Annotated in this window: 22 protein-coding genes; 15 read left to right on the top strand and 7 right to left on the bottom strand. The window is 65.8% G+C overall.

The window, feature by feature from the left end; translation table 11 throughout:
* Positions 1-38: 38 nt before the first annotated feature.
* The 8 genes from argS to tatC all read left to right on the top strand — a co-directional run bounded on the left by argS (position 39) and on the right by tatC (position 6552).
* Positions 39-1766, top strand: coding sequence for an arginine--tRNA ligase (gene argS / locus SPYCW_RS09405; protein ID WP_120216572.1), 1728 nt, complete (start codon positions 39-41; stop codon positions 1764-1766).
* Positions 1766-2554, top strand: coding sequence for an SPOR domain-containing protein (locus tag SPYCW_RS09400; RefSeq protein WP_120216571.1), 789 nt, complete (start codon positions 1766-1768; stop codon positions 2552-2554). The genes argS and SPYCW_RS09400 overlap by 1 nt, the downstream gene beginning before the upstream one ends.
* A gap of 108 nt (positions 2555-2662) precedes the next feature.
* A complete protein-coding gene (gene nagZ, locus SPYCW_RS09395; protein WP_120216570.1) occupies positions 2663-3670 on the top strand; it encodes a beta-N-acetylhexosaminidase in 1008 nt (335 codons plus the stop codon).
* A gap of 7 nt (positions 3671-3677) precedes the next feature.
* The gene (locus SPYCW_RS09390; RefSeq protein ID WP_120216569.1) at positions 3678-4466 is read left to right on the top strand and encodes a segregation and condensation protein A; all 789 of its coding nucleotides are present in this window, start codon (positions 3678-3680) and stop codon (positions 4464-4466) included.
* On the top strand, positions 4463-5056 hold the full coding sequence (gene scpB, locus SPYCW_RS09385) for an SMC-Scp complex subunit ScpB (protein WP_120216568.1): 594 nt from the start codon (positions 4463-4465) through the stop codon (positions 5054-5056). The genes SPYCW_RS09390 and scpB overlap by 4 nt, the downstream gene beginning before the upstream one ends.
* A gap of 25 nt (positions 5057-5081) precedes the next feature.
* On the top strand, positions 5082-5315 hold the full coding sequence (locus tag SPYCW_RS09380; protein ID WP_120216567.1) for a twin-arginine translocase TatA/TatE family subunit: 234 nt from the start codon (positions 5082-5084) through the stop codon (positions 5313-5315).
* A gap of 29 nt (positions 5316-5344) precedes the next feature.
* A complete protein-coding gene (tatB, locus tag SPYCW_RS09375; RefSeq protein ID WP_120216566.1) occupies positions 5345-5746 on the top strand; it encodes a Sec-independent protein translocase protein TatB in 402 nt (133 codons plus the stop codon).
* Positions 5743-6552: a twin-arginine translocase subunit TatC gene (tatC, locus tag SPYCW_RS09370; RefSeq protein ID WP_120216565.1), complete on the top strand. Its 810-nt coding sequence runs from the start codon at positions 5743-5745 to the stop codon at positions 6550-6552. The genes tatB and tatC overlap by 4 nt, the downstream gene beginning before the upstream one ends.
* A 20-nt stretch (positions 6553-6572) precedes the next feature.
* On the opposite strand, the gene SPYCW_RS09365 is transcribed toward tatC, so the two are convergent.
* On the bottom strand, positions 6573-6701 hold the full coding sequence (locus tag SPYCW_RS09365) for an entericidin A/B family lipoprotein (protein WP_120216564.1): 129 nt from the start codon (positions 6699-6701) through the stop codon (positions 6573-6575).
* Positions 6702-6932: 231 nt separating this feature from the next.
* Positions 6933-8387 carry a magnesium transporter gene (mgtE, locus tag SPYCW_RS09360; RefSeq protein ID WP_172595467.1) on the bottom strand — a complete coding sequence of 485 codons (1455 nt, stop codon included), beginning with the start codon at positions 8385-8387 and terminating at the stop codon, positions 6933-6935.
* 156 nt (positions 8388-8543) lie between these two features.
* On the opposite strand from mgtE, the gene SPYCW_RS09355 reads away from it, so the two are divergent.
* Positions 8544-8990, top strand: coding sequence for a peptidylprolyl isomerase (locus SPYCW_RS09355; RefSeq protein ID WP_168453068.1), 447 nt, complete (start codon positions 8544-8546; stop codon positions 8988-8990).
* Positions 8991-9183: 193 nt separating this feature from the next.
* Here SPYCW_RS09355 and SPYCW_RS09350 read toward each other — a convergent pair whose 3' ends face one another.
* Positions 9184-10320 carry an NAD(P)H-dependent flavin oxidoreductase gene (locus tag SPYCW_RS09350; protein ID WP_120216563.1) on the bottom strand — a complete coding sequence of 379 codons (1137 nt, stop codon included), beginning with the start codon at positions 10318-10320 and terminating at the stop codon, positions 9184-9186.
* Positions 10321-10425: 105 nt separating this feature from the next.
* Between SPYCW_RS09350 and nadC the strand changes: the two genes are divergently transcribed.
* The 3 genes from nadC to SPYCW_RS09335 all read left to right on the top strand — a co-directional run bounded on the left by nadC (position 10426) and on the right by SPYCW_RS09335 (position 12396).
* Complete coding sequence (gene nadC, locus SPYCW_RS09345; protein ID WP_120216562.1) at positions 10426-11274, top strand: carboxylating nicotinate-nucleotide diphosphorylase; 849 nt, start codon at positions 10426-10428, stop codon at positions 11272-11274.
* 190 nt (positions 11275-11464) lie between these two features.
* On the top strand, positions 11465-12091 hold the full coding sequence (locus tag SPYCW_RS09340; RefSeq protein ID WP_232014903.1) for a ribonuclease T2 family protein: 627 nt from the start codon (positions 11465-11467) through the stop codon (positions 12089-12091).
* 83 nt (positions 12092-12174) lie between these two features.
* Positions 12175-12396, top strand: a complete 222-nt coding sequence (locus SPYCW_RS09335) for a hypothetical protein (RefSeq protein WP_120216561.1) — start codon at positions 12175-12177, stop codon at positions 12394-12396.
* Between the two features lie 200 nt (positions 12397-12596).
* Here the strand turns inward: SPYCW_RS09335 and SPYCW_RS09330 are convergent, their stop codons facing one another.
* The 4 genes from SPYCW_RS09330 to SPYCW_RS09315 form a co-directional block, all read right to left on the bottom strand.
* Positions 12597-14666 (bottom strand): amidohydrolase family protein, encoded by a 2070-nt coding sequence (locus SPYCW_RS09330; RefSeq protein ID WP_120216560.1) that lies wholly within the window; start codon positions 14664-14666, stop codon positions 12597-12599.
* 138 nt (positions 14667-14804) lie between these two features.
* On the bottom strand, positions 14805-15113 hold the full coding sequence (locus tag SPYCW_RS09325; protein WP_120216559.1) for a DUF952 domain-containing protein: 309 nt from the start codon (positions 15111-15113) through the stop codon (positions 14805-14807).
* On the bottom strand, positions 15110-17839 hold the full coding sequence (gene gyrA, locus SPYCW_RS09320) for a DNA gyrase subunit A (protein WP_120216558.1): 2730 nt from the start codon (positions 17837-17839) through the stop codon (positions 15110-15112). The genes SPYCW_RS09325 and gyrA overlap by 4 nt, the downstream gene beginning before the upstream one ends.
* 82 nt (positions 17840-17921) lie before the next feature.
* Positions 17922-18629: an SDR family NAD(P)-dependent oxidoreductase gene (locus tag SPYCW_RS09315; RefSeq protein WP_120216557.1), complete on the bottom strand. Its 708-nt coding sequence runs from the start codon at positions 18627-18629 to the stop codon at positions 17922-17924.
* 66 nt (positions 18630-18695) lie between these two features.
* Between SPYCW_RS09315 and SPYCW_RS09310 the strand changes: the two genes are divergently transcribed.
* Genes SPYCW_RS09310 through SPYCW_RS09300 form a run of 3 tightly spaced genes read left to right on the top strand, consistent with a single transcriptional unit; the run spans position 18696 to position 22298 of the window.
* Positions 18696-19952, top strand: a complete 1257-nt coding sequence (locus tag SPYCW_RS09310) for a hypothetical protein (RefSeq protein ID WP_232014902.1) — start codon at positions 18696-18698, stop codon at positions 19950-19952.
* Between the two features lie 58 nt (positions 19953-20010).
* Positions 20011-20916 carry a hypothetical protein gene (locus SPYCW_RS09305; RefSeq protein ID WP_120216555.1) on the top strand — a complete coding sequence of 302 codons (906 nt, stop codon included), beginning with the start codon at positions 20011-20013 and terminating at the stop codon, positions 20914-20916.
* Positions 20916-22298: a sensor histidine kinase gene (locus SPYCW_RS09300; protein ID WP_120216554.1), complete on the top strand. Its 1383-nt coding sequence runs from the start codon at positions 20916-20918 to the stop codon at positions 22296-22298. The genes SPYCW_RS09305 and SPYCW_RS09300 overlap by 1 nt, the downstream gene beginning before the upstream one ends.
* The last annotated feature ends 20 nt before the right edge of the window (positions 22299-22318 follow it).

Below are 22318 nucleotides of genomic sequence, written 5' to 3'. Positions count from 1 at the left end.
GCGCCAGACTTTCTCCGATCGAAGATAGGCCAAACCCCGTGACCCTGTTCAGCCGTTTTTCCGACCATATCGGCGCCGCGCTCGATACGCTCGCCGCCAAAGGCGCCTTGCCTGCCGGGCTCGACCGCGCCGCGATCAGCGTCGAGCCGCCGCGCGATCCGGCGCACGGCGATGTTGCCACGAACGCGGCGATGGTGCTCGCCAAGCCCGCGGGCATGAACCCGCGCGCGCTCGCCGAGCTGCTGGTCGCCGAGCTCGCGGCGCTCGACGAGGTGACCGAAGCGAGCGTCGCCGGTCCGGGGTTCATCAACCTGCGCCTTGCCGATGGCAGCTGGCGCGACGAACTGGCGCTGATCCACAGCGAAGCGGGCGACTATGGCCGGTCGGCGATGGGGCAGGGGCGCCGCGTCAATGTCGAATATGTGTCGGCGAACCCGACCGGCCCGATGCACGTCGGCCATTGCCGCGGCGCGGTCGTCGGCGATGCGCTGGCAGCGTTGCTCGAATTTGCCGGACATCAGGTCACCCGCGAATATTACGTCAATGATGCCGGGGCGCAGGTCGATGTTCTCGCGCGGTCGGTGCATATGCGGTACCGTGAGGCGCTCGGCGAGAATATTGGCGCGATCCCCGAAGGCCTCTACCCCGGCGATTATCTGATCCCGGTCGCGGGCAAGCTGGCGACCGAATATGGCGACCGTTTCGTCGAGGCGCCCGAAAGCGCTTGGATTGGCCTGTTCCGCGCCGAGGCGGTGAGCGCGATGATGGACATGATCCGCGCCGACCTCGCCAAGTTGGGCATCCACCACGACCTGTTTTCGTCCGAAGCCGAGTTGCAAGCCGCGGGCAAGCCCGCCGACGCCGAAAAATGGCTGCGCGATCACGACCTCGTCTATGACGGCGTGCTCGAAGCGCCAAAGGGCGAAACGCCAGAGGATTGGGAACCGGTCGAGCTGCCGCTGTTTCGCTCGACCCAATTCGGCGACGATCAGGACCGCCCGATCAAGAAATCGGACGGCAGCTGGACCTATTTCGGCGCCGACCTTGCCTATCATTTCCAGAAAGCCGAGCAGGCCGACGAGCTGATCGACATCTGGGGCGCCGACCATGCCGGGACGGTGAAGCGCATCAAGGCCGCTGTGGCGGCGTTGACCGACGGCAAGAAGAAATTCGACGTCAAGCTGGTCCAGATGGTCCGCCTGCTTAAAAATGGCGAACCGTTCAAGATGTCGAAGCGCGCGGGCAATTTCGTCACGCTCGCCGACATTGTCGATGAGGTGGGCAAGGACGCCGTGCGCTTCACCATGCTGACGCGCAAAGCCGACGCGCAGATGGATTTCGATTTCGCCAAGGTTGTCGATGCGTCGCGCGACAATCCGGTCTTTTATGTCCAATATGCCCATGCGCGGATCGCGTCGCTCAAGCGCAAGCTTGCCGAGGCGGGGGTCGCGCCCGCGACCCCGAACGCGGCGCGCTTGGACGAGTATGAACTCGGCCTCGTCAAGCTGCTCGCGCAATTCCCGCGGATCGTCGAGGCGGCGGCCTTGGCGCGTGAGCCGCATCGGATCGCTTTCTACCTCGGCGACGTTGCGGCGGCATTCCACGCCTGGTGGAACCTTGGTAACGATCGTCCCGACGCCCGTGTCATTTTGGCAAATGATCCCGAATTGACGGCGACGCGCCTTTATTTGGCCGATGGAATCGGGCAGGTTATCCGAAACGGGCTGCACCTGATGGGGGTAGAGGCGCTCGAGGAGATGAACTGATGGCCGAGGACAAGAACGCCGAGCAGGGCGAAGCGGGGCTGGGGCTGGAAAGCGAAGACCGGCTGCCGTGGCTGGAAGCCGCCGACGGGGTCGAGGAAGATGGCGAAGTATCGCCCGCACGCCTGCTGGTGATGGTGCTGGGCGGATTGCTGTTGATCGGCGCGGTGCTCGGCGGCCTGTGGTGGGTCCAGAATGGTGGCGCGCGCGGCAAGGGCGAACTGATCGCGGCGCAGGACGGCAATTACAAGGTCGCGCCGAAGAATGATGGCGCGAAGACCTTTGAAGGCGAGGGCGATGCCAGCTTCTCGGCCAGCGAAGGCGCCGAGCCCGCGGGCAAGGTCGATCCGACGCGGATGCCCGAAGAACCTGCCGTCACGCCGCAGGAGCGCGAAGCCGCAAAGGCATCGGCGGCCAAGGCTGCCGCGGACAAGGCGGCGATGGCGAAAGCCAAGCCCGCGCCGACGACCGTCAAGTCCGAGCCGAAGGTCGCTGCGGCCTCCGCCAAGGCTCCCGCCGCGACAGCGAAAGCCGCGCTGCCGACGGCCGCTGCGGGATCGGCGATGATCCAGCTCGGCGCGTTCAGCAGCGATGCCGCCGCGGCTAAGGCATGGACGAACCTGTCGAAGCGCTTTGCCTATCTGGCCGATCTCAACAAATCGGTGTCACCGGCCAAAGTTGGCGATGGTACGGTCTATCGCCTGCGCGTTGCGGCCGGAACGGCAGCTAACGCCGCGAATTTGTGCGGAAAATTGCGCGTCGCGGGCGAAAATTGCGTCGTCGTTCGCTGATTTGGCCCGTCTGGCCGCAGACTCCGTTGGTACAATCGCGCCGCTATGGCATGTTGCGCGGCGTGGCGGCTGCGTGAGGGGGCGGCGGCCAAGGGAGTTTGAGATACGATGATACCCGCCATTTTCGGCCTGTCGGGACTGACCCTCACCGACGACGAGCGCGCCTTTTTTCGCGACAGCGACCCCGCGGGCTATATCCTGTTCGGACGCAATATCGAAAATCGCGAGCAGCTGCGGCGGTTGACCGACGAATTGCGCGCGCTTGACGGGCGGAGCAACGTGCCGATCCTGATCGATCAAGAGGGCGGCCGCGTCGCGCGGATGAAATCGCCCGAATGGCCGCTATTCCCGAGCGGCGCGACCTTTGACGCGCTCTATGATCGCGCCCCGGCGAGCGCGATCGAGGCGGCACGGTTGAATGCGATGGCGCTCGCCGCGATGCTGGCCGAGGTCGGCATTAACGTCGATTGCCTGCCGCTGCTCGACGTGCGTCAGCCGGGTGCCAGCGACATCATCGGCGACCGCGCGCTGGGCAGCGAACCGATGCGCGTCGCCGCGCTCGGCCGCGCGATCCTCGGCGGGTTGCAGGACGGCGGCGTGCTCGGCGTCGTCAAGCATATTCCCGGCCACGGGCGCGCGCTGCTCGACACGCACGAGGCGCTGCCCGTCGTGACCGCGCCCGACCGCGATCTGCAAACCGATCTCGCGCCGTTCGCGGCGCTCCGCGATGCGGCGATGGCGATGACCTGCCATGTGATTTTCGACGCCTGGGACCCGGATCGACCCGCAACGCTGTCGCCGATCGTCATCGACAGCGTGATCCGCCAGCGTATCGGTTTTCACGGCCTGCTGATGTCCGATGATCTGGATATGAAGGCCTTGTCGGGCGACGTTCCCTCGCGCGCGGCTGACGCCGTGGCCGCCGGGTGCGACATTGCGCTCAATTGCTGGGGCAAGATGGACGACATGATCGGCATTGCGAACCGGCTCGATCCGATCAGCACCGTATCGCGCGCTCGGCTGGAAGGCGCGATGGACCGTATCGCGGGGGTCGGCGACGACCGCGCCTTTGCCACGCTGGTCGATCAGCGCGACGCGCTGCTCGCGGTCGCCTGAGCGGTCGATGGACGAGCTGGCGCTCGAATTCGAAATTGCGCCAGCGGCGCCCGAGCGCGACGACGCCCTGCAGCTGACGCTCGAAAGCTGGGAGGGGCCGCTTGACCTGCTCCTCGCGCTCGCGCGGAGCCAGAAGGTCGATCTCAAGCAGATTTCGATCCTCGCGCTCGTCGAGCAATATCTCGCGTTCATCGCCGAGGCGCGCGAGCTGAAGCTGGAGGTCGCCGCCGATTATCTGGTGATGGCAGCGTGGCTCGCCTATCTCAAATCGGCACTGTTGCTGCCCAAGGATCCGCTCGAGGAGCCGTCGCCCGACGAACTTGCGCTGCGCCTGCAACTGCGGCTGCAGCGGTTGGCGGCGATGCGCGAGGCGGCGGCGCGGCTGCTCGCGCGCGATCGCATTGGGCGCGACGTGTTTCTGCGCACCAAACCCGAAGGCCTGCGCGACGTCCGGGTGCGGCGCTGGGATGCCAGCCTGTACGATCTTCTGGCCGCCTATGGTCAGGTCAAGCTGCGGAGCGAACCCGTCGTCCACATGGTGTCGCGCCGCCCGGTGGTCACGCTCGATGCCGCGCTTCACCATTTGCAACGGATGATCGGGGTCAAGCTCGACTGGGCTGAACTCGCCGACTTCCTGCCGCCCGACTATGATGGGCCGCTGCGCCGCTCGGCGATTGCATCGAGTTTTGTCGCCGCGCTCGAACTGGCGCGGCAGGGGCGCGTCGACCTGAAACAGGCCGGGGCGTTCGAGCCGCTTTATCTAAAAGCCGCACAGACGGGACAAGCTACCGCATGATTGACGATCTGGAACGCGCCATCGAAGCGATGCTGTTTGCGAGTGACGCGCCGCTCGACCCGCGCCAGCTCGCCGCGCGGCTGGGCGATGAAATGACGCCGGGGCAGGTGCGGGCGATCATCGAGGCGATCGCCGCGCGCCACTCGGGCAGCGGCATCGAACTGGTCGAACGCGGCGGTCATTGGCATTTTCAGACCCCCGCCGATCTGGCGCATTTGCTCCGCCGCGAGCGCGACGATCCGCGCAAGCTGTCGCGCGCCGCCGCCGAGGTGCTGGCGATCGTCGCCTATCACGAGCCGGTCAGCCGCGCCGAGATCGAGGCCATCCGCGGCGTCCAGACCTCGAAAGGAACGCTGGACGTGCTGATGGAGGCCGAATGGATTGCGCCCGCGGGGCGCCGCGAGGTGCCGGGGCGGCCGCTCATCTACAAGACGACAGACGCATTTTTGCAGCATTTCGGACTTAGCAGCCGCAAGGATCTGCCGGGCATCGACGATCTGCGCGCAGCAGGTTTGCTGGACCCGGTTGATCTCGCTTTTGACGATGCGATGAGCGAGCTAGACCTAGTAAAAGACGGCGAAGAAGCTTAGATGAGCGCCGCAAGGAGAATTTGATATGGGTAGCTTCAGCATCTGGCATTGGCTGGTCGTCGGCATCCTCGTGCTGCTGCTGTTCGGCAAGGGCCGGTTTTCCGATATGATGGGCGATGTCGCCAAGGGTATCAAAAGCTTCAAAAAGGGCATGGCGGACGACGAGGAAGCGCCCGGCACGCCGAAGCATATCGAAGGCCAGCGCGCGCCCGACAGCGCCCCGGTCTCCACGCCGACGGGCGAGCGCGACAAGCTCTGAACCTTTTCGGCGCGCGGGAAAATTAGGTCATGTTCGACGTCGCGCCTACCGAGCTGCTGCTCGTCATCGTGGTTGCGCTGGTGGTCATCGGTCCCAAGGATTTGCCCAAGGCGATGCGCTTTGTGGGCAAGTGGATGGGCAAGGCGCGCGGGATGGCGCGCCACTTTCGATCCGGACTCGACACGATGATGCGCGAGGCTGAGCTTGAAGAGCTCGAGAAGCAGTGGCGCGCGCAGAATGACGCGATCATGCGCGAATTTCCGCGCATCGATGATGCAAACGCTCCAGCGCGATCCCCAACGTCGGCACCGGACACGAGCGCCCCGGCTGGCACGTCGGGACCGCCGAGTGACGCCGATGTCGATCAGGCGGCCGCCGCGACACCGCCCGAAACGCACGCCGTGCCTCCGCGTGATGGGCCGCTGCCATGACCGCCGAACCCGTTTCCGTTGCGAGTGAAGAGGATGGCGCGGGCGGCAAGATGCCGCTGCTCGACCATCTGATCGAATTGCGCTCGCGGCTTCTGAAATCACTGGTCGCCATTGGCCTCGCCTTTGGCGTCTGCCTCTATTTTGCCGAGCCGATCTTCAGCATCCTCGTCCAGCCGCTTGTTGCCGCGGGGCAGGGCAAGATCATCTACACCCAGTTGTTCGAGGCGTTCTTTGTCCAGATCAAGGTCGCGCTGTTCGCGGCGATGATGATCGCCTTTCCGGTGATCGCGAACCAGTTGTGGAAATTCGTCGCGCCGGGCCTCTATCGTCAGGAAAAGCGGGCGCTGCTGCCGTTCATTCTGGCGACGCCCGTCCTGTTCACGGCGGGGGCATGCCTTGCCTATTTTGTCACCATTCCCGTCGCGTTGAAATTCCTGCTCGGTTATCAGGGCGATATGGGCGGTATCCAGCAGGAAGCGCTGCCGTCGGTCGCCAATTATCTGAGCTTCATCATGCAGTTCATCATGGCGTTTGGTATCGCCTTCCTGCTGCCGATTTTCCTGATGCTGATCGAACGATCGGGGCTGGTCACGCGCGCGCAGCTGGTGTCGGCGCGCCGCTACATGATCGTCGCAGCCTTCGCGATCGCGGCGGTTGCGACACCGCCCGATATTCTCAGCCAGTTCCTGCTCGCGGTCCCGCTGATCCTGCTTTACGAGCTGTCGATCTTTGCCATCTGGTTTACCCAGCGCCGACGCAAAACAGGCGCCGAAGCGGCGCCTGTCGAGCCTCTCGAAGAGGCTTAGGGTAAGCTCTACTCGCCCGATCAGTTGATCGCGTCGCTGCCAGCCTGACCGACAGATTCGATGTCGCGGCCTGCACCCTTAACCGTGTTGCAACCGGTGACGACGACGCTGGCCACGATGGCGAGAATGATTGCTCGAAAACTGGTCATGGAATCCAACCTCTCTGAACTCGATGCAAAATGGCCCGGCGCGCTTCGAGGGGGGGGAGGGAATGCGGGCCGGGCCAATGTTGCTGAGCAGCGCTGCGGGGGGGCGATGATCGCTGCTCGAACGGGAAACGAGCAAGATGTCCGATAAGTTCCCGAAAAAAGTGATCGCAGCGAAATAATTTTCGATTTTTTCTTCGCTGAGAAAATCGTATTTGGATTCCAATGGCTTGATTACGTCAGCGTGGTCAGTCCGCTGAGTACCGCCAGCCCCAGGAAGGCCAGAAAGCCCATGGAATCGGTGGTCATGGTGACGAAAATGGAGCTTGCCACCGCCGGATCCTGATCGAGCCGGTCGAGCAACAGCGGGATCGCGACACCGGCGACCCCGGCGACGAAGATGTTAACGACCATCGCCGCGGCGATCACCGCGCCGAGCTGCGGGTTGGCGAACCATAGCGCGGTCGCACAGCCCGCGATCACGGCAATCGTGCCGCCATTGAGCAGCGCGATCTTCATCTCGCGCCAGATCGCGCGCCAGCTGTTCGAATCGGTGAGCTGGTTCATCGCGAGCGCGCGCACCGTCACCGCCAGCGTCTGGGTTCCCGCGTTGCCGCCGACCCCGGCGACGATCGGCATCAGCGCGGCGAGCGCGACCATCTGTTCGATCGCACCGCCGAAAAATCCGACGATCGACGACGCGAGCAACGCGGTGCCAAGGTTGGCGACCAGCCAGCGCACGCGCGCGCTGTACGTTTCGCGGATCGGCTCGTTGATGTCGCCATCGCCAGCACCCGACAGGCGGAGGATGTCCTCGCCTGCCTCTTCCTGGATGATGTGCACGATGTCGTCGACCGTGATCATCCCGACCAGCCGCCCTCCCTTGTCGACGACCGCGGCGGAAATCAGCGCATATTTCTGGAAGCGCAGCGCGACCTCTTCCTGGTCCATGTCGATCGGGATCAACGTCTGCTCGCGCTTCATCACGTCGCTGATCGCGATGTCGCGCGGGGTGCGCAGGATCCAGCTGAGCTGACAGGTGCCGATGGGGCGGTGCATCGGATCGACGACAAAGATTTCCCAAAAATCGCTGGTCAGCGTGGTGTCTTCGCGCAGCCGGTCGATCACGTCGCCGACGGTCACATGTTCGGGCACCGCGACCAGATCGCGCTGCATCAGGCGCCCGGCCGATTCCTCGGGGAAAGACAGCGCATCCTCGATCGCGGCGCGATCTTCGGGCTCCATCGCGTCGAGCACCGCCTGCTGCTCGTCGGCTTCCATATCCTCGATGATCGCGACGGCATCGTCGGTATCGAGTTCGGATGCGAGTTCGGCGACCTGTTCGGGCGCGAGCAGGTCGATCAGCTCCTCGCGCACATAATCGTTCATTTCCGCGAGCACGTCGGCCGACAGCATGTTGCCCAGCACCGCCGCCAGCATCGGGCGTTCGTCGCTCCGCGCCAGTTCGAACAGGTCGGCGATGTCGGCGGGGTGCAGGCGCCCGATCCGCTCACGTGCGGCTTCGCCTTCGCCGGCCTCGGCGAGTTCGATGACGTCGCGGACGAATTCGGGCTTCAGTCGATCGTCTTCGTCCAGCTCGGTTTCGGGCTCGCGCGGCGGCTGATCACGATCCCGGTCATCGGCGGCGATGAGGTCGTCCGGCGGCAGGGATTCTTCGCGTTTGTCCATCGCGCGGTCCTCCCTGGTTTTTGGCGGCGTCCGAGTTTCCCCTAGTGCCGCGACCCGCGGATGGCAACGCTGCGAACACCTTTTTGGCATTTAGTGCGTGGCTTTGATCGCGGCGGCAGCTATGGGACCGCCAACGCAGACCGCAGGAGTCCCATCATGTCCGAAACACTCACCCTCTCGCTCTCGACCGGCGATGTCGTCATCCGTCTCCGCCCCGATCTCGCGCCGCAACATGTCGAACGCATCTCGTCGCTCGCCAAGGAAGGCTTTTACGACGGCGTCGTGTTCCACCGCGTAATCCCCGGCTTCATGGCGCAGGGCGGCGACCCGACGGGAACCGGCATGGGCGGCAGCCAGCTTCCCGACCTGCCGCAGGAATTCAACAGCGAGCCGCACGTCCGCGGTGTGTGTTCGATGGCGCGCGCGCAGAATCCGAACAGCGCGAACAGCCAGTTCTTCATCTGCTTTGACGACGCACGCTTCCTCGACAACCAGTACACCGTCTGGGGTGAAGTGATCGAAGGCATGGAAAATGTCGACGCGCTGCCCAAGGGCGAGCCGCCGCGCGAGCCCGGCAAGATCGTGAAAGCGACGGTTAGCTGATCGCCGATCCTTCCCCCTTGATGGGGGAAGGATATGGAGCCTCATCGCGAAGCGACTAGGCGGAATTGGATGGGGGTGACGGTGCGTCCTTGCACCATCGTTTCAGGTCGAGAGCGCACCCCCTCCGTTGCGACTAGGCGGCAAGCCGCCAAGTCTTGCTGCCTCCCCCATGGAGGGGGACGTACTTGGTGCATTATTCCCCGATGAAGCCGTTCAGTCGTTCGCACGCGGCGACCCAGTCCTGCTTGAATTCCTGCACGACCTGTCCGGCGCCCATCGCCTCGTTCATCAATCCGACGCCCTGACCGACCCAATAGGTCGCGAGCGCCTTGGCGCCTTCGTGGCCGCCTTCGGACAATTTATCGACCTTGCGCAGCGCGGGCTCGCTGACCAGTGATTGCAGCGGCATCGGCAGCGGTTTGGGCGCGCCGTCGGCTTCCCATGCGTCGGTCCACGGTGAACGGAGCTGGCGCGAGGATTTGCCGGTGCGGCTTTTCGAGCGCACGGTGTCGCGCGCGGACGCGGCGAGCATCTTTTCCTTCACGACAGGATTGGTTTCGGCTTCGGCGGTGGTGAGCCACACCGACCCGCACCATGCGCCATGCGCGCCCATCGCCATCGCCGCCGCCATCTGGCGCCCGGTGACGATGCCGCCTGCGGCGAGGATCGGCGTCGTGTCGCCGATTGCGTCGAGCGCCGCCGCGACCTCCGGGACCAGCACCATCGTTGCGACTTCGCCGCAATGGCCGCCCGCTTCACCGCCCGCGACGACCAGAATGTCGACTCCGGCGCGAACCTGCGCCAGCGCGTGATCGCGCGTGCCGACCAGCGCGGCGACAGGAACATTGTGGCGCTTGCCGAGCTCGAGCATCAGCGGCGGCGGGACGCCGAGCGCGTTGGCGATCAGGCGGATCGGATGACGGAACGCGACTTCGAGCAGTCTTGCCGCGCCATCCTCGTGCATATTGTCGCCAAAGCTCTGACGGCTTTCCATCGCGGCTTCGAGCCCCGAAGCATCGACGTCATATTTCCCGAGCAGGTCGGCGGCAAACTGAAGATGCGTTTCGGGGACTTTCGCCGCGCCGGACGAGGGCGCCTCGCCCTTGCCGACGAAGCTGTTGGGGACGATCAGGTCAACGCCATAGGGCTTGCCGCCGATATGCGCGTCGATCCACTGCAACTCTTCCTCAAGCCGTTCGGGCGGCAGCGCCGCGGCGCCAAAGACGCCCATGCCGCCCGCCTTTGATACGGCGACGACGACGTCGCGGCAGTGCGAGAAGGCGAGCAGGGGGAATTCGATGGCGAGCATCGCGCAGATGGGTGATTGCATTGGGCCTCTCCGGATGTGGACTAAAGTACCACGTAGCGTGCATGTCAGCGTTAGTTAACGTAAACGTCAAGTTGATTTGCTGCGGCCGCCCATTATCGCAGTCCGATGACCCAGTTTTCCCTTCCTGACTTCGACCTCGACGCCTTTGTTCGCACTACCCTTGCCGAGGATCTGGGGTCGGGCGGTGACATCACCTCGATGGCGGTGATTCCCGCTGACGCGCGCTTTGGCGGGGTGATGGACAGCCGTGATGCGATCATCGTCGCGGGTTTGCCGATCGCCGAAGCTTTCTTTCGCGCACTCGATCCTGTCATGGAGATCGAAATCCTGATCGCCGAAGGTGCCGAAGTGGCCGCGGGCAGCGATTTGATGCGCCTGTCGGGCAATGCCCGCGCGATGCTGACCGCCGAACGGTCGGCGTTGAATACGGTCCAGCATCTGTCGGGGATCGCGACGATGACGCGGCAATATGTGAACGCGCTGGCCGGAACCGGCGCGACGTTGCTCGACACGCGCAAGACGATCCCCGGCCTGCGCGTGCTGGAAAAATATGCGACGCGGATAGGCGGCGCGAAGAATCACCGTATGGGCCTGTGGGACGCGGCGATGATCAAGGACAATCATGTCGCGGTCGCCGGTTCGGTCGAGGAAGCGGTGCGGCGTGCGGTCGCGGCCAGGATCGCCGACATCATTGTCGAGGTCGACCGGGTGGCGCAGGTCGAGCCCGCGCTCGCCGCCGGGGCGACGCATCTCTTGCTCGACAATATGACGCTCGATGAATTGCGCGAATGTGTGGCGCTGGTCGATGGCAAGGTGCCGACCGAGGCGTCGGGCGGGGTGCGGCTCGACACGATCGGCGCGATCGGCGCGACCGGGGTGACCTATGTGTCGGTCGGGCGGTTGACGCAGTCGGCGCCCGCGGCGGACATCGGGCTCGATTTTGCGCTGGTTTGAAGATTCTACCGTCGCCCCCGCGAAGGCGGGGGCCGCTGCCGTTTTACCCAGCGACGGAGGAAAGGGCCGACGGCGGCCCCCGTCTGCGCGGGGGCGACGGTGGAGGGCCGCGACCGCACTCGCGCTGCTCCTCGTACCCACAGCAGCCCAAGCGCAGGCGCTCGCCTGCAAAATCCCCGATCGCATCCCGGTGCCGCGGCTCGACCAGCCCAAGCGCGGCGAACCGGTGCGCAAGACCCCGATCACCGGCTATCTGTTGGCCATGAGCTGGTCGCCGCAGCATTGCGCCAATGTCCGCAGCCCGCGCGACGCGCGCGACAGGTTCCAGTGCGCGGGCGAAAATGGCCGGTTCGGCTGGGTGCTCCACGGGCTTTGGCCCGAAACCGACAGCCGCGACTATCCGCAATGGTGCCGCCCGGCCAAGATCGTGCCGCAGCCGGTGCTGCGCCAGCATCTGTGCATGACGCCATCGGCGCAGCTACTCCAGCATGAATGGGCGAAGCATGGCACATGCATGAGCCCGCATCCCGCGGCCTATTTCCGCTCTGCCGCGATACTGTTCCGCGCCGTGCGCTTTCCCGACATGGCGGCGCTGGCGGCACGGCCACAGACCGCGGGTAGCATCCGCCGCGCCTTTGCCGCGAGCAACCAAGGCGTGACATTGCCGATGATCGCGGTGACGACCGATCGGCAGGGGTGGCTTAAGGAAGTCCGCCTGTGCCTGGGCCCGCGGATGCGGCCGCAGCGCTGCAAGCCGTTTCAGGTCGGCGCGCGCGATGCGCGAACGGTGCGGGTCCGACCTATCCCAAAGGATTAGACGCTGTACCGCTTTGACACGCCGCATCTGTTAACGATCTTTTAACCTTACCAAGTCGTTAAGACCGGCATAGCTTGCCGGGCATGGACTCGGATCGCATCGACATTCGCCGCCGTCTTCAGGCTCATGGCGCCCGCCAGCTGACGATCGCGCGGCTGCTCGCGCCCACCGACTGGCAGGGCGAATTGCGCACGGCGCTGGCGGCGCACCGCGAGCCGGTGACGATATTTGCCGGGAACGACCTGAGGCTGTTTCTGCAGAGTTTCGCGGTGTTTTTCACCGCGACGATGATGTTTTTGATCTGAGGGCCGACGACCGAAACAAGACGTCGCCCCCGCGCAGGCGGGAGCCGCTGTCGGTTTACATAGCCACGCAGGACAAGGCCGGTAGCGGCCCCCGACTGCGCGGGGGCGACGGTTTTGGGACGTCAGCCTCCCATCCAAATGCCGACGGCAGGGTCAGGTCTCGGCAATAGCTGTCCGAAACAAGCCGCCAGCGCCGTCCCCTATTTCGGGCGCCCGCTGAACCCCGCCGCCGTCCGCAGCGCGTCGGCATCCATCACATAGCCGTCGCTGACCACCGTCACCACGCGGCGGAGCGCGCCGAGATCGGTCGATGCGTCGCCATCGACCAGCACCATGTCGGCTTCCTTGCCCACCGCGATCGAGCCGGTGCGTTTGTCGGCGCCGACGACGCGGGCGGGGATGATCGTTGCGCTCTGGAGCGCTTCGGCGGGGGTGAAGCCCGCTTGGCGGTAGATTTCCAGTTCGCGGACGAGTTCGATGCCCCAGCCGTCGGTCCCGGCGACGATCGGCACGCCCGCCTTGTGCAGGCGGCCCACCAGTTCCACCATCTTCGCATAGCTTTTGCGGTAATCGTCGCGGGTCAGCCCCTCGACGAGCGGATAGCCGCCCGCGATGAAGTTCGACCGTTCGATGACCGGCGAGACGATGCCCATATAGGGGGCATAGGCCGGGTGCGGCTTGCCGCCGTCCTGCGTCAGCATGCCTTCGAAGATGACGATCGTCGGGTCGACCAGCGTCTTCCTTTTCGCCAGGTCGGCGATGAAGCCCGACATCAGCGGCGCGTCGAGGTCGACGTCCTTGAAATAGCGCGCCGGTCCCTCCATCCGCTGGCGCGTGTTAGCGCGGTCAATGACGTCGCGCGGCATCGATTCCATCACGACGAAATTGAGGTGGGTGAGCTCGTCATAGCCCGCCGCGACGGCTTCGCTGGGCTTCATGGTGGCGGGGACGTGGCCGTGGACGTGCAGCCCGAGCTTGTGCGCCTCGCTGGCCGCGGGGGCGATCCACGCCGGGTTCATCGACGTATAGAATTTGATTCCCCACAGCCCGGCATCCTTCACCCGCCGCACCGCGGCGATCGTTTCGGCCTCGCTGCTGACCACTTCGGCGCCCTGCGCGGCGAGGGGGTCCTTTTTGTCGATGATGACCGAGATGAAGGGCTCGCCCATGAGCAGCGTTCCCGCGGCGCGGCGCTTGGTCGCATCGACCGCGCGGTCGAAGGTGGTGCCGGGGCTGCGGAAGCTGGTGATGCCGTTCGCCATGTTCGACAGCACGCTCCAATCGTCGCCGATGTGGAGGTGGCTGTCCCAGATGCCGGGGACGAGCGTCTTGCCCACGCCGTCAATGACCTGCGCGCCCGCCGGGGCTTTGAGCGAGCCGGCGGCGCCGATCGCGACAATCTTGCCGTCCTGCGCCAGCACGGCGCGATCGGTCAGAAACACGCCCTTGTCGGCGTCGAACAGCCGGACATTGTCGAACAACACGGGCGCGCGGGCGGCGGGGGACTGAAAGCGTTTGGCGATCGCGGCCACCGTGTCGGCGGTCGCGGCGTCCTGGGCATCGCGCAGCTGGCGCAATGCGCCTTCATATCCCGCGGGCATCACCGACAAGAAGCTGACGTCGGCGAAATAGCGCTTCTGCTCGTCGAGCCAGACCGGATAGGGCGAGGGCAATATGCCGCTGATGAAAGCGAGCTGGACGGTTTTGGGGCCGTTCGGGCCTTGGATCACCTGGGTCGGGCCAAAGCTCATACGGCCCTTGCCGCTGGGCAGGAAATTGAGCCCCTTGTCGCCCGCGGCGGCGAGCGCGTTGATCAGCGGGGCATTGGCGATGCCGACGCCGCCCGCCGGGATATACCAGCCGCCCGCCGCGGCTTCGCCCGCGTCGGTCGCCGTTTTCCAGATCGCACGGCCGCCCGCGACGCGATAATCCTCCGCCGCGTCGCCCGACATCGTGACGCCGCGAACGGTCGTCGCCGCAATCGTGCCGTCCGCGGCAAAGGTCGTGACCTGATCCATCTCGGTGATCCAGCCGCGCAGTTCCTGCGACCAGCGATAGGCGGTGCGGCCATCGGGCAATTGCCATTGCCACTGCGTACCATGCTGACCGGCTTCCGACACCACGAGATAGCGGACCGCGTCGGCGGGCGGTTTGAGCAGATCTTCCTTGGGAACTGGCGTCGATGCCGCGGCGGGTGCCGCCGTTTCATGCGCGTGAGCGGCGGGCAGGGCAGTAGAGGCCAGCAGAGCGGCGGCAAGAATCTGGCGCATTGGCGATTTCCCCCAACATGTTGTGCGATGACCGACAGTGGTAGGCGCATGGGGGCAGCCGAAGCAAGAACCGACCGACGGCGAACAATTGTCGATGAGCGTCGGTCACCGCCTCCGCGGGCGCGGGGGCGAAGATCGTCAGTCGCGCTTTTGCAGGCTCACGACCGCATGGATCGGCAGTTCGGCATAGATATGCGGAAACAGGTCGCCGCCCCGCGCTGGCTCCCAACGGACGGCGTCGCCGAGGAGGAACAGGTCCACCTCGGCGATCATCAGCGGGCGGCAATCGGCAAAATATTTGGCGATCGTGCCTTCCAGCTGTTCGGCGGTCGACAGGTGGATATAGCCGTCGGCAATGTCCACGGAGGCGCCGCGGAACACGCGCTCGCGTTCAAAATCGGCCCATTGCTGCTGGGTCAGTATCTTGAAGGCGGTCGCGGCGGTCATGCGGAAGGCGCGTCCGTTGCCGGGGGTTCCGCCGCGGCCTCGGTGGCCTCGAGGCCTTCGGCCTCATCTTCGTCGCCATCCTCGATCAACGCTGCCGAAACGACATGCTCGTCCTTGGCGACGTCGAACAGGCGGACGCCCGCGCTGCCGCGACCGATGACGCGCATCGTGTCGAGCCCCATGCGAATGAGCTTCGCCTGATCGGTGACGAGCATCAACTGATGCGCCTGCGTCGCCGGGAAGCTCGCGACAACGGGGCCGTTGCGGCCGATATTGTCGATGTTGGTGATCCCCTGACCGCCGCGCCCGGTGCGGCGATATTCATAGGCTGACGACAGCTTACCATAGCCGTTGGCGCAGACCGTGAGGATGAACTGTTCGCGCGCGGCGAGCTCGGCCATGCGGTCGCCCTCCAGCGTCGGTTCATTCTCATTGTCCTTCCACGGCGCGGCGCGGAGATAGGCTTCGCGCTCCTCGCTGCTGGTGCCGACGCGGTGGAGGATCGACAGCGAAATGACTTCGTCGCCATCGGCGAGGCGCATCCCGCGCACCCCGGTCGAATTGCGGCTCTGGAATTCGCGGACGTCGTCGCCGGCAAAGCGGATCGCCTTGCCCTGACGAGTCGCGAGCAGCACGTCGTCGCTCTCGTCGAGGAGGGCAACACCGATCAGCCGGTCGTCCTCGTCCTCACCCTCGAACTTCATCGCGATCTTGCCGTTCGAGGGGACATTGGTGAAGGCGTCCATGCTGTTGCGGCGCACGCTGCCCCTCGCCGTGGCGAACATCACGTGCAGCTTGCCCCATTCGGCCTCGTCCTCGGGCAGCGGGAGGACGGTCGAGATCGTTTCGCCCTGCGCCAGCGGGAGGAGGTTGATCATCGGGCGGCCGCGCGTCGCCGGGCCGCCTTCGGGCAGGCGCCACACTTTCATGCGATAGACCTTGCCCGCGGTCGAGAAGAAGAGGACTGGGGTGTGCGTCGAGGTAACGAACAGCTCGGTGACGACATCCTCGTCCTTCGTCGCCATGCCAGCGCGGCCCTTGCCACCGCGGCGCTGGGCGCGGAAGGTGTCGAGCGGGGTGCGCTTGATATAGCCGTCGAGGGTGACGGTGACGACCATCTCCTCGCGCTCGATCAGATCCTCGTCGTCGATGCCGTCGGCGGCGGGGGCGAGCAGGGTGCGGCGCGGTTTGCCGAATTCGTCGCGCACCGCGACAAGTTCTTCGCGCATCACGGCGTAGAGTTTGTCGCGGTCGGCGAGGATCGAAAGCAGTTCCTCAATCTCGGCTGCCAACTCACCGAGCTCTTTGCCGATTTCATCGCGACCAAGCGCGGTCAGGCGGTGTAGGCGGAGGTCGAGGATCGCCTTTACCTGCACTTCGGACAGCCGATAGGTCGCCGCCTCTTCGACCTCACCCTCGATCGCTTCGACGAGGCGGATATAGGGCGCGATGTCGCCGATCGGCCATTCCCGCAGCAGCAACGCCTCGCGCGCCGCCGCCGGGCTGGACGAGCCGCGGATGATGCGGACGACTTCGTCGAGATTGCTGACCGCGACAACCAGCCCGAGCAAGATATGCGCGCGGTCGCGCGCCTTGTTCAGCTCGAACTTGCAGCGGCGGGTGATCACATCTTCGCGGAAATCGATGAACGCCGACAGGATCGTCTTCAGCCCCATCATTTCGGGGCGACCGCCGCGGATCGCGAGCATGTTGGCGGGGAAGCTCGACTGCGCCGGGGTGTGGCGCCACAGCTGGTTCAATACGACCTCGGCGGTCGCGTCGCGCTTCAGTTCGATGACGACGCGGACGCCCTCGCGGTTCGATTCGTCGCGGATGTCGGACACACCCTCGATGCGTTTGTCGCGCGCCGCTTCGGCGATTTTCTCGACTAGGCCCGACTTGCCGACCTGAAACGGAATCGACGTCAATACAATGGATTGACGATCGTTCCTGCCTTCCTCGATGATGTGCGTCGAGCGCATCATGATCGAGCCGCGGCCGGTGGCATAGGCATTGCGCGCGCCGCCCTGGCCCAGCATCAGCGCGCCGGTCGGGAAATCGGGGCCGGGGACGATCGCCATCAGGTCGTCGAGGGTGATTTCGGGATTGTCGATCGTCGCGAGCGTCGCGTTGATCACTTCGCCCAAATTGTGCGGCGGAATGTTGGTCGCCATGCCGACCGCGATGCCGCCGGCGCCGTTGACGAGCAGATTGGGGTAGCGCGCCGGCAGGACGGTGGGTTCGGACTCCGACCCGTCATAGTTCGGCTGGAAATCGACGGTATCCTTGTCGAGATCCCCGAGTAGGGTGTTCGCGACCTTCGCCAAGCGCGATTCGGTGTAGCGCATCGCCGCCGGCGGATCGGGATCCATCGACCCGAAATTGCCCTGACCATCGACGAGCGGCACGCTCATCGACCAGTCCTGCGTCATGCGCGCGAGCGCGTCGTAGATCGAGCTGTCGCCGTGCGGGTGATATTTACCCATCACGTCACCGACGATGCGCGCCGATTTACGATACGGGCGGCCCGCGACATAGCCGCTTTCAAACGCCGAATAGAGGATGCGGCGATGCACGGGCTTCAGGCCGTCGCGCACGTCGGGCAGCGCGCGGCTGACGATCACGCTCATCGCGTAATCGAGGTAGCTTGTCTTCATTTCGTCGACGATGTTGATCGGCGAAATACCGTCTTCGGACGGCGGCGTCGGCGTATTTTCTTCGGTCAAGACCCGGCCTTTTTTCTGCTTTTCGGGAAGTGGTTTTTACCTAGCCGACGGTGGCGGGAAATGCCAGCGATTCGGTGGGTTTTCAGGGAATGATTTCGCCGCCGTCCCACGCGAAAATCCGGCCGCTTTGGGTCGGCGTCAGCGCCCCCAGCACGCGCACCAGGTTGGCGGCTGCAGTGGGCGCGCTGGCAAGGTTTTCAGGGGGGACGCCGCGCCGGAATGGCGCCGACAGGCCGGTGTCGACGGTGCCAGGATGCAGCGCGACGACAAGGGCGTCGGCATTGCGGCGCGCCTCGGCAATCGCAAAGCTGCGCACCAGCTGGTTGAGTGCGGCTTTCGAGGCGCGGTAGCTGTACCAGCCGCCGCTGCGGTTATCGCCGATACTGCCGACGCGCGCGGACAGCATCGCGAACAGCGTGCGCCCGTGGCGCGGCAGCAGCGGCAGGAAATATTTGGCGACCAGCGCCGGACCGATCGTGTTGACGGCGAAATTGCGTGCCATCCAGTCGGGATCGATGTCGGCGAGCTTGCGTTCGGGCTGGCGTCCCTCGGCGTGGAGCAGGCCAGTCGCGACGATGACCAGCCGTGGCGGCGGGCCGCTGTCGCGCACAAGCGCCGCCGCGGCCGCGACCGAGGCCTCGTCGGTGAGATCGATGCGGTGTGGTGCCGGGAATGAGCGAGCGAAGCGGTGGATGACGTCATGCCGTCCGTCGGCGTGCAAGGCTTCGGCGAGGGCGCCGCCGATCCCGCCCGAAGCGCCGATGATTACTGCCGATCCAGCGTCTGTCACCGCGGCGGCGTATCACGCCGGTTGCCGCCGCGACAAGCGATGCTTGCCAAACCGGCTGTGCGCCATATGACGGTGCGCCGTGACCAACCTGCTTCGTCCTGCCCGTCGATGGCCCTGATCGCGCTGATTGGCGCCAGCGAAGTCTTGCCCGACGGCGGGCTGCGCGCGCTCGTCACCGTCGCGGGCGAAACATTGATCGAGCGGCAGGCGGCGCGGCTGGCCGATGTCGGGGTGACGCATATCGCGGTCGCGGTGGCCGCAGTCCCCGCCGACCTGCTTTCGACGTGCGACCGGATCCGCCGCCGCGGGCTGAAGATAACCCCGGTGCGTGCGGCCACCGACCTGATGGGGCTGGTTCAGGAGGACGACCGGATCATATTGGTCACGGACGGGCTGCGCGCAGGCGGGACACATTATGCGGCGATCGCCAAGCCCGGAGCGCCCGCGATCCTCGTCACCGGTGACACCCCGCTGACGCAGGGGTTCGAGCGCATCGACGCGACGCGGCGCTGGGGCGGGCTCGCGAGTATCTCACAGCCGATGGTCGCCGAGCTGGCCGCGATGCCGGGCGAATGGGACATGATGCTCACGTTGCTGCGCCTCGCGGTGCAATCGGGCGCACGGCGGCTCTATTGCGAACCGGCCTTGTTCGAGCAGGGTGAGATTGCCATCGTCACCGATCGCCCGACCGCGGCGCTGATCGAGCAGTCGAGCCTCCAGCAGGTCGAATATGGCGGGATGGGGTTCGGGCGGTCGGCGATCATGATGCCGATCATCCGGCTCGCCGGGCCGCTGCTGGTCAAATCGCCGACGACGGCGCGCTATTTGCCCTATGTCACTGCGCTTTTGTGGGTGGCGGTCGCGGCGCTGGCGGCGAGCGGTCTGGCGGCCGCGGGCGCGCTGGTCGCCATCCTTGGCGGCTTGGGGCTGACCGCGATGCGTTTCCTGTCGGCATTTCGCGCCGAAAGTGCCGCGCAAGACCGGGCGCGCGACGTCATCCGGATTTTTGCCTGGCTTCTGCTCGCGGTGTTTCCGTGGCTGGTGTCGCTGGCGGGCCCGGGTCACCAGATGCCGCCGTTTTCAGAGGCTGCGCTGGCGCCATGCCTCGCCGCGACGATCCTCGTCGCGCGATCGCTGTACGAAGATTCGGGCGAGCGGCGGCGCTTTCACTGGCTGCTCCCCGATGCCGATCAGGCGTGGATCATGCTGGCCCCGGCGCTGCTGTTCGACTTCGCCTCGCTGATGTTCGCAATCCTGCCGCTGCTCGCGTTGCTCCAGATATTGGTCTGGCTGCGATTGGCGCGTCGTCCGGAAGCGCGCTAATACAAAGCGCTTCAAGGTTTAGCGCGTATTAACGTCATCCTGCTATCCGCGACCGTGCATGACTGACTCCGCCTCCTTGTCCGGCATCGATCCGCTGTCCGCGCGCTTGCGCGAACTCGCCGGCTATCTGGCGGCGCCGACGGTCGCGCGGTTGACCGAGGAACAGCGCGCCTTGTCGCTGGGCATCGCGCGGCGGCTGGTGATCGAAGTCGCGGCGCGGCTCGATCGCGCGATTGATTCCGACCGCTTGTGGCGCGAATGGCTGCGCGGCGGGTTGCCGGGGGCCGAACGGCTGGCGCGCATTTGCTTTGCGCGCGCTGAGGAGCATCGCTGGCGCGATCTGTCGATGCAGCGTAGCAGCCCGCCGCCCATTTTGCCGGAAACCGACGAGGCCGCGGCGGACGTTCCTTCAATCGATGCGCCGTTGTCCGACGTCGACCGCGCCTATCTGGCGTTGCAGATCGCCGACCGCCGCCGGTTCGACGCGCTGGGGCATCCCGCGCTTGCCGTTGCCGATCTGGACGGCGACATCTTTCGTGCCCTGCTGCTGGATATTGCGGGCTGGCGTTTGTCCGAGGTCAGTCACGACCATAAACGCGCCGCCGAACTGGGCGACGCGGTGCGGATCGCCACCGAGCGCCATGCCGATGAGAAAGGGATCACCCAGGCGGGCGCCGCGTATCACGACCAGCTGGGATCCGGGCTGGCCGATGCCGCGCGCGACGCGATCCTTCGCCATGACTGGCCGACGCTGATCGCGCTGGCGGCAGCCGCGCACCGCCGCAGCTATGGCGACATGGCGCTGGCGCTGCTGACCGCGGAGACCGCGGCGCTGCCATCGTTGCTGGCGCCGCTGGGCCTCGATCGCGCTGCAATGGCGCCGCTGGAAGCGTCGCTGGCGATGCTGCCCGCCCGCGCGGTCGCCGACGATGGCGCGTTGGCGATGTCGGGACTGACCGCATAATGAGCGAACGGATCGTCCGTGGCCGGATCGACCGGTCGGGCGCGCTGGTCAGCGCCGACGCGCCGCTGCTGCGCCTGCAACAGCGCGCGGGCGCGGGGCTCGGCAAGCCGCTGGCGTTGCCGCACCTGGCGCGACTGGTCGCGCTGGCGCAGCGGCTGCACCGCGACGTCAGCCGCCCGCTGCACGCCGCTGACGACCATAGCGACATCCATGCGCTGGTCCGCATCATTCCCGATGCCGACGGGGCGGCGCTCGAGATCAGCGATTGGCGGACGCGTCCGATGACCCAGCCGCAGATCCCGGTGATCACCGACCCTATCGCAGCACCGCACGGGTGGACGTGGGAGTGCGACCAGCTGCTGCGAATGGTCGCGCTGCGCGCGGCGCCCGATGCACCGTCGGTTCCTGCCGATTGGGAAGGACGGTCGCTGTCCGAGCTGTTCGAACTGCAACCCGACGGCGACGGTCGCTTTCCGGTCCTCCGCGCGCTGGCGCGGCAATCGCGTTTCGACGGCCAGCTTGTCCGGGCGGATGCCGGGACCGAACGGCTGTCCATGACCTTGTCGGGTGATGCGCTGTTCGACGGCGTCGGGCGCTTCACCGGATTTCGCGGCACGGCGACGGCGGCAGAAACGGACCCTGCGGTTGAAGCGATCCCCGCGGCGACGCTGATCGACCCGGCGTTCGGATCGCTGCCGCTGTCCGATCCGCAGTTCGGCCGCCGCATCGACGGTGCGCTGCGCGGTCCGCTGAGCCGCATCATCGCGACCGCCGAGACGATCTCGGGTCAGTTCGATGGACCGATCCGTGCCGATTATGCGCGCTACGCGGGCGACATTGCCCATGCCGGGCGGCATCTGCTGGGTCTGGTCGACGACCTCGCCGATTTGCAGAATATCGAGCGCCCGGGATTCAAGGCGGCCGCCGACGAGATCGACCTTGGCGATCTGGCGCGCCGCGCGGTCGGCCTGCTCGGCATGAAGGCCGAAGAAAAGGGGATCCGCATCGACGCGCCCAAGGTCGACGACAAGGCACCCGCGACCGGCGAATTCCGCCGCGTGTTGCAGGTGCTGCTCAACCTCTTGGGCAATGCGATCCGCTACTCACCCGACAATTCGCAAATCTGGATCCGCGTCGACCGCGACGGCGACCGCGCGATGGTGACGGTCGCCGACCAGGGGCAGGGGATCGATGCCGAACAGCAGGCGGTCGTGTTCGAGAAGTTCGAGCGGCTGGGCCGCACCGACAGCGGGGGTTCGGGGCTGGGCCTCTATATCGCGCGGCGACTGGCGCGGGCGATGGACGGTGACCTAACGGTCGAAAGCGCGCCGGGGCAGGGGGCGCGGTTTACGCTGAGCTTGCCTGCCCGAGAAGTGACGTAAAATTCAGATCTTACATCAAG

The organism is Sphingopyxis sp. EG6 (assembly GCF_003609815.1).
Lineage (GTDB): Bacteria > Pseudomonadota > Alphaproteobacteria > Sphingomonadales > Sphingomonadaceae > Sphingopyxis.
Note: the sequence above shows the minus strand (reverse complement) of the source record. Positions and strands in the feature narration are given on the sequence as shown.

What these genes read in the sequence shown, in the direction of transcription:
- SPYCW_RS09400 (WP_120216571.1), top strand. Translation starts at nt 1,766, where the DNA reads ATGGCCGAGGACAAGAACGCCGAGCAGGGCGAAGCGGGGCTGGGGCTG.
- nagZ (WP_120216570.1), top strand. Translation starts at nt 2,663, where the DNA reads ATGATACCCGCCATTTTCGGCCTGTCGGGACTGACCCTCACCGACGAC.
- SPYCW_RS09390 (WP_120216569.1), top strand. Translation starts at nt 3,678, where the DNA reads ATGGACGAGCTGGCGCTCGAATTCGAAATTGCGCCAGCGGCGCCCGAG.
- scpB (WP_120216568.1), top strand. Translation starts at nt 4,463, where the DNA reads ATGATTGACGATCTGGAACGCGCCATCGAAGCGATGCTGTTTGCGAGT.
- SPYCW_RS09380 (WP_120216567.1), top strand. Translation starts at nt 5,082, where the DNA reads ATGGGTAGCTTCAGCATCTGGCATTGGCTGGTCGTCGGCATCCTCGTG.
- tatB (WP_120216566.1), top strand. Translation starts at nt 5,345, where the DNA reads ATGTTCGACGTCGCGCCTACCGAGCTGCTGCTCGTCATCGTGGTTGCG.
- tatC (WP_120216565.1), top strand. Translation starts at nt 5,743, where the DNA reads ATGACCGCCGAACCCGTTTCCGTTGCGAGTGAAGAGGATGGCGCGGGC.
- SPYCW_RS09365 (WP_120216564.1), bottom strand. Translation starts at nt 6,701, where the DNA reads ATGACCAGTTTTCGAGCAATCATTCTCGCCATCGTGGCCAGCGTCGTC.
- mgtE (WP_172595467.1), bottom strand. Translation starts at nt 8,387, where the DNA reads ATGGACAAACGCGAAGAATCCCTGCCGCCGGACGACCTCATCGCCGCC.
- SPYCW_RS09355 (WP_168453068.1), top strand. Translation starts at nt 8,544, where the DNA reads ATGTCCGAAACACTCACCCTCTCGCTCTCGACCGGCGATGTCGTCATC.
- SPYCW_RS09350 (WP_120216563.1), bottom strand. Translation starts at nt 10,320, where the DNA reads ATGCAATCACCCATCTGCGCGATGCTCGCCATCGAATTCCCCCTGCTC.
- nadC (WP_120216562.1), top strand. Translation starts at nt 10,426, where the DNA reads ATGACCCAGTTTTCCCTTCCTGACTTCGACCTCGACGCCTTTGTTCGC.
- SPYCW_RS09335 (WP_120216561.1), top strand. Translation starts at nt 12,175, where the DNA reads ATGGACTCGGATCGCATCGACATTCGCCGCCGTCTTCAGGCTCATGGC.
- SPYCW_RS09330 (WP_120216560.1), bottom strand. Translation starts at nt 14,666, where the DNA reads ATGCGCCAGATTCTTGCCGCCGCTCTGCTGGCCTCTACTGCCCTGCCC.
- SPYCW_RS09325 (WP_120216559.1), bottom strand. Translation starts at nt 15,113, where the DNA reads ATGACCGCCGCGACCGCCTTCAAGATACTGACCCAGCAGCAATGGGCC.
- SPYCW_RS09310 (WP_232014902.1), top strand. Translation starts at nt 18,696, where the DNA reads ATGACGGTGCGCCGTGACCAACCTGCTTCGTCCTGCCCGTCGATGGCC.
- SPYCW_RS09305 (WP_120216555.1), top strand. Translation starts at nt 20,011, where the DNA reads ATGACTGACTCCGCCTCCTTGTCCGGCATCGATCCGCTGTCCGCGCGC.
- SPYCW_RS09300 (WP_120216554.1), top strand. Translation starts at nt 20,916, where the DNA reads ATGAGCGAACGGATCGTCCGTGGCCGGATCGACCGGTCGGGCGCGCTG.